This is a genomic window from Pseudomonas sp. 06C 126, assembly GCF_001855215.1.
In the GTDB taxonomy this organism is placed as follows: domain Bacteria; phylum Pseudomonadota; class Gammaproteobacteria; order Pseudomonadales; family Pseudomonadaceae; genus Aquipseudomonas; species Aquipseudomonas proteolytica.
The window spans coordinates 1-331 of the sequence record NZ_MIFU01000050.1; the positions used below are offsets into that span (position 1 = coordinate 1).

The window sequence follows — 331 nt, forward strand, 5'->3', positions numbered from 1 at the left end:
TGTGAACGAGTCGAGCGGTACTGTTTCGGCTGTAGCGCCAGACGACGTATACAAAGGCGACCAGACTGTTACGACCGGCATCGAAAAAGTCACCGGTGGTGAGCACTTTGAAAATCTGGTCCCTGGTACTGACAAAGTCACCACCGTCGTAACCGACACACCGGGCACCGACAACACCACCACCGTCACCTTGACCGCACCAGACGCCGTCAACGAAGGTGGAAAAATCACCTACACCGCCACCTTGAGCAACAAGGCTGACACTGACGTCACCCTGACCCTCGACAACAAGCAAACCATCACCATCAAAGCCGGTGAAACCGTTGGTACC

General features: G+C 55.3%; 1 protein-coding gene. It reads left to right on the top strand.

All coding sequences use genetic code 11. The annotated features are described in order from the left end of the window. Positions 1-331 (top strand): immunoglobulin-like domain-containing protein (locus BHC62_RS06570; RefSeq protein WP_143007496.1); only part of this gene is annotated, 331 nt, incomplete at both ends.